The organism is Streptomyces sp. NPDC049577, assembly GCF_040675635.1.
Taxonomy (GTDB): Bacteria; Actinomycetota; Actinomycetes; order Streptomycetales; family Streptomycetaceae; genus Streptomyces.
In genome coordinates this window covers 1-3,381 of sequence record NZ_JBFAPH010000492.1, presented here as the reverse complement: position 1 = coordinate 3,381, position 3,381 = coordinate 1, and the positions used below count along the sequence as shown (strand labels likewise).

Here is a 3,381-nt window from a genome sequence, read left to right as displayed (position 1 = left end):
TGGACCGACAAGGTCTCGCGGACCTCGGCGCCCGGCGTGTACGCCGCGGGTGACTGCACCGGCGTTTTCGCGCTCGCGTCGGTGGCCGCCATGCATCCCCGCACCTGCTGTCCTCGCCACCCGTCCACCCCCTGGACGACACGTGTGTGTGGCAGGGCGTGGAGCCCGTCCGGCCGTACGACTGCCTGCTGATCGAGGCCGACGGGCGCGCCCGGACGCGCCGGTGGTGGACGCCGCCCGAGCCTGCCCTGTCCGCCGCCGAGGGGGCCGTGGGCGTGCGGGAGGCGCTGGAGGCCGCCGTGCGCTCCTGCACCGCGGGCGACGGCACCATCAGCGCCGACCTCTCCGGCGGCATGGACTCCACCAGCCTGTGCTTCCTCGCCGCACGCCAGGGCGCCCGTCTCGTGACGCTCCGCTGGGAGAGCGGGGACCCCGACAACGACGACCCGGTCTGGGCCGAGCGGGCCACCTCGCGGCTGCCCCGGGCCGCGCACGTCGTCGTCAGCCGCGCGGAAGCCCCCTGGTACGGCGGCCTCGGCGGCGCGACCGTCCCCACGGACGAACCGGGCGCCTGGGTGCGCGACGCCCTGCGGCTGACGCTGCTGGCCCGGCTGATGACCGACCGCGGCTCACGGCTGCACCTGATGGGCGGCGGCGGGGACGAGCTGTTCACCGCCTTCCCGTGCCACCTGTACGACTACATCCGCAGCCACCCGCTCGCCGCCCTCGGCCGGCTCCGCAGGCAGCACGCCTTCCAGCGCACCCCCCGGTGGCCCGTCGTGAAGGGCCTGGCCGACCGCCGCCCCTACGCCCGGTGGCTCGCCGCGTGGGCCGACGGCCTCACCGCCGCGCCACCGCCGTCGCGGCACCAACAGGCCGCCTTCTGCGTCGCCTGGGGCACCGCGCAGCAGATGCCCTCCTGGGCCACGCCGGACGCCGTACAGGACGTCAGGTCCCGGCTGGCCCGGGCCGCCTCCTCGGGCGTCCGGCCGCTGGCACCGCAGCGCGGCCAGCACATGGCCCTCGCGTGCGTCCTGGCCGGCGGGCAGGGCATCCATCAGATCAACCAGGTCATGGCCGGTCACGGGCTGGAGTACGCCGCCCCCTATCTCGACGACGGCGTGCTCGAGGCGGCGCTGGCCGTCCGGGTGCACGAGCGCCTGGCCCCCGGCCGCTACAAGCCCGTCCTCGCCGACGCGATGCGCGGCACCGTGCCCGCGGCGATCCTGGGCCGCTCCACCAAGGGCGAGTACAGCGCCGAGTTCCACGCCGGCCTGCGGCGCAACCGGGCCGCCCTGCTGGAGCTGTTCGACGACCCGCTGCTCGCCCGCGCCGGGCTGATCGACCCGGCCGCCCTCCGCGCCCGGCTGCTGGGCGTCCACCCCGACCCGAGCGCCCTGCGCGACCTGGACGCCACCGTCGGGTGCGAGGTCTGGCTGCGCTCGCGTCCCCGGCACACCGCGCCCCCGACCGCCACCACCGGAGGCACCCCATGACCTTCGCACTGCGCCCCGACGTCTCGGCGACGGACACCGAGTACGGGATGGTGCTGCTGGACGAGGCCGACGGGCGCTACTGGCAGCTCAACAGCACGGGCGCGCTCGTCCTGCGCGCCCTGCTCGAGGGCGCCACGTCGCAGCAGACGGCACAGCGGCTGAGCGAGCGCTATCCGGCGCTCCCCCGGGAACGCGCCGCGGATGACGTGGCGGCCCTCGTCCGCTCGCTGACCGCGGCACGCCTGGTGGTGACCGCATGAGCACCCCGATGACCCCCGCCGCCCGGGATTCCGTCCCGCTGCGCGACCGGCTGCCGGCGCTCCTGGCCGTCGCCGCGGCCCGCCCGCTGGCGGCGCTCAAGCCACGCCGCATCCGCGCGGTGCTGACGGCCGCGCGCCGGGGCGCACGGCCGGCGACGGCGGCACAGGCCCTGGCCGCGCGGCGCGCGGTGGTGTCCGTGAGCGCCCGCTGCGCCGGGGAGGGCTGTCTGCAACGGTCCATCGCCACCGCGCTGCTGTGCCGGCTGCGCGGGTCCTGGCCGGAGTGGTGCACCGGCGTCCGCACCGAGCCCTTCCGCGCCCACGCATGGGTGCAGGCCGAGGGCCGGCCGGTCGGCGAACCGCACCCGGACGGTTACTACCGCCCGCTGATGGTCGTGCCCGCGCCATGCCGACGCGCGGGCCGGACGTGAGGAGACACGTCATGGAACAGCAGAAACCACAGGAGGTGTACGAGCCGCCGGCGCTGCTGGAGGTCGGCGACTTCACCGGGACGACCAGGGGTCTGTCCTCCGGCAACGTCATGGAGAACGGGGTCTGGCCCTACGTCTGGTACATCCTGGCCGCCGGCTGAGCCGTGCGCGCCCACCGCAAGGAGATCCACCATGGAACAGCACGAGACCTATGAGCCCCCGGCGCTGCTGGAGGTCGGCGAGTTCGCCGAGCTGACGCACGGCTGCACCTTCGGGTACATCCTCGAGGACGCCGGCCCGGGCCCCTGGTACTGCTACGCCGCCGGGTGAACACCCGCAACGGTGACAGCGAGGACCGTGACGCCGGCGTCACGGTCCTCGCGCGGGGCCTGCGCAAGACGTACCCCGGCGTGGAGGCCGTCCGCGGCGTGGACCTGACGGTGCGGGCCGGGGAGACCTTCGGGTTCCTCGGCCCCAACGGGGCCGGCAAGTCCACCACGATCGCCATGCTCTGCACCCTCGCCCGGCCCACCGGGGGCCGGGCGGCGGTCGCCGGCGCGGACGTCACGGCCGACCCCGCCGCGGTGCGGCGCGGCATCGGGCTGGTCTTCCAGGAGTCCACCCTGGACGGCGACCTGACCGCCGCCGAGAACCTGCGGTTCCACGCCGAGCTGCACGGTCTGCCCCGCCGCACCGCGCACCGCCGCACGGCCGAGATGCTCGCCCTCGTCGGGCTCGACGACCGCCGGGACAGTCTCGTCCGCACGTTCTCCGGGGGCATGAAGCGCCGGCTGGAGATCGCACGCGGTCTGCTGCACGCGCCGCGGGTGCTCTTCCTGGACGAGCCCACGCTCGGCCTGGACCCCCGCTCCCGGGCCCTGGTGTGGGAACACCTGCACAAGGTGCGGCGGCAGCGGTCCGTGACGCTCTTCCTGACCACCCATTACCTGGAGGAGGCGGAGCACTGCGACCGTATCGCCGTCATCGACGACGGCCGCATCGTCACGGAGGGCACCCCCGCCCGCCTCAAGGCCGCCGTCGGCGCCGACCGCGTCGTGGTGCGCACCGCCGACGACACCGCCGCGACGGCCGCGCTGCACGAGCGCTTCGGCGGCGCCCGCCCACAGGCCCAGCGTGTCCTCGTCGTCGTACGCCCGCCACGCCGATCCCGGCGCCTCCGGCGGCACGGACGGC

6 protein-coding genes are annotated in these 3,381 nt (G+C 75.7%); all 6 read left to right on the top strand.

Going from position 1 to position 3,381, the window contains the following annotated elements:
* Nucleotides 1–146: 146 nt before the first annotated feature.
* Entirely contained in the window at nucleotides 147–1,496 is a 1,350-nt protein-coding gene (locus AB0K09_RS31605) for an asparagine synthase-related protein (RefSeq protein ID WP_366068828.1), read from the top strand.
* Nucleotides 1,493–1,756: a lasso peptide biosynthesis PqqD family chaperone gene (locus AB0K09_RS31600; protein ID WP_366068827.1), complete on the top strand. Its 264-nt coding sequence runs from the start codon at nucleotides 1,493–1,495 to the stop codon at nucleotides 1,754–1,756. Before AB0K09_RS31605 ends, AB0K09_RS31600 begins: the two co-directional genes overlap by 4 nt.
* On the top strand, nucleotides 1,753–2,187 hold the full coding sequence (locus tag AB0K09_RS31595; protein ID WP_366068826.1) for a lasso peptide biosynthesis B2 protein: 435 nt from the start codon (nucleotides 1,753–1,755) through the stop codon (nucleotides 2,185–2,187). The genes AB0K09_RS31600 and AB0K09_RS31595 overlap by 4 nt, the downstream gene beginning before the upstream one ends.
* Before the next feature lie 11 nt (nucleotides 2,188–2,198).
* Nucleotides 2,199–2,348: a lasso RiPP family leader peptide-containing protein gene (locus AB0K09_RS31590; RefSeq protein WP_366068825.1), complete on the top strand. Its 150-nt coding sequence runs from the start codon at nucleotides 2,199–2,201 to the stop codon at nucleotides 2,346–2,348.
* 31 nt (nucleotides 2,349–2,379) lie between these two features.
* Nucleotides 2,380–2,517, top strand: coding sequence for a lasso RiPP family leader peptide-containing protein (locus tag AB0K09_RS31585; RefSeq protein ID WP_366068824.1), 138 nt, complete (start codon nucleotides 2,380–2,382; stop codon nucleotides 2,515–2,517).
* A partial coding sequence (locus tag AB0K09_RS31580; protein WP_366068823.1) for an ATP-binding cassette domain-containing protein occupies nucleotides 2,514–3,381 on the top strand: 868 nt, incomplete at its 3' end. The genes AB0K09_RS31585 and AB0K09_RS31580, both read left to right, overlap by 4 nt.

Bases quoted from the DNA above. Each gene is read 5' to 3' on its own strand.
- AB0K09_RS31585 (WP_366068824.1), top strand. From the start codon at position 2,380: ATGGAACAGCACGAGACCTATGAGCCCCCGGCGCTGCTGGAGGTCGGC.
- AB0K09_RS31600 (WP_366068827.1), top strand. From the start codon at position 1,493: ATGACCTTCGCACTGCGCCCCGACGTCTCGGCGACGGACACCGAGTAC.
- AB0K09_RS31590 (WP_366068825.1), top strand. From the start codon at position 2,199: ATGGAACAGCAGAAACCACAGGAGGTGTACGAGCCGCCGGCGCTGCTG.
- AB0K09_RS31595 (WP_366068826.1), top strand. From the start codon at position 1,753: ATGAGCACCCCGATGACCCCCGCCGCCCGGGATTCCGTCCCGCTGCGC.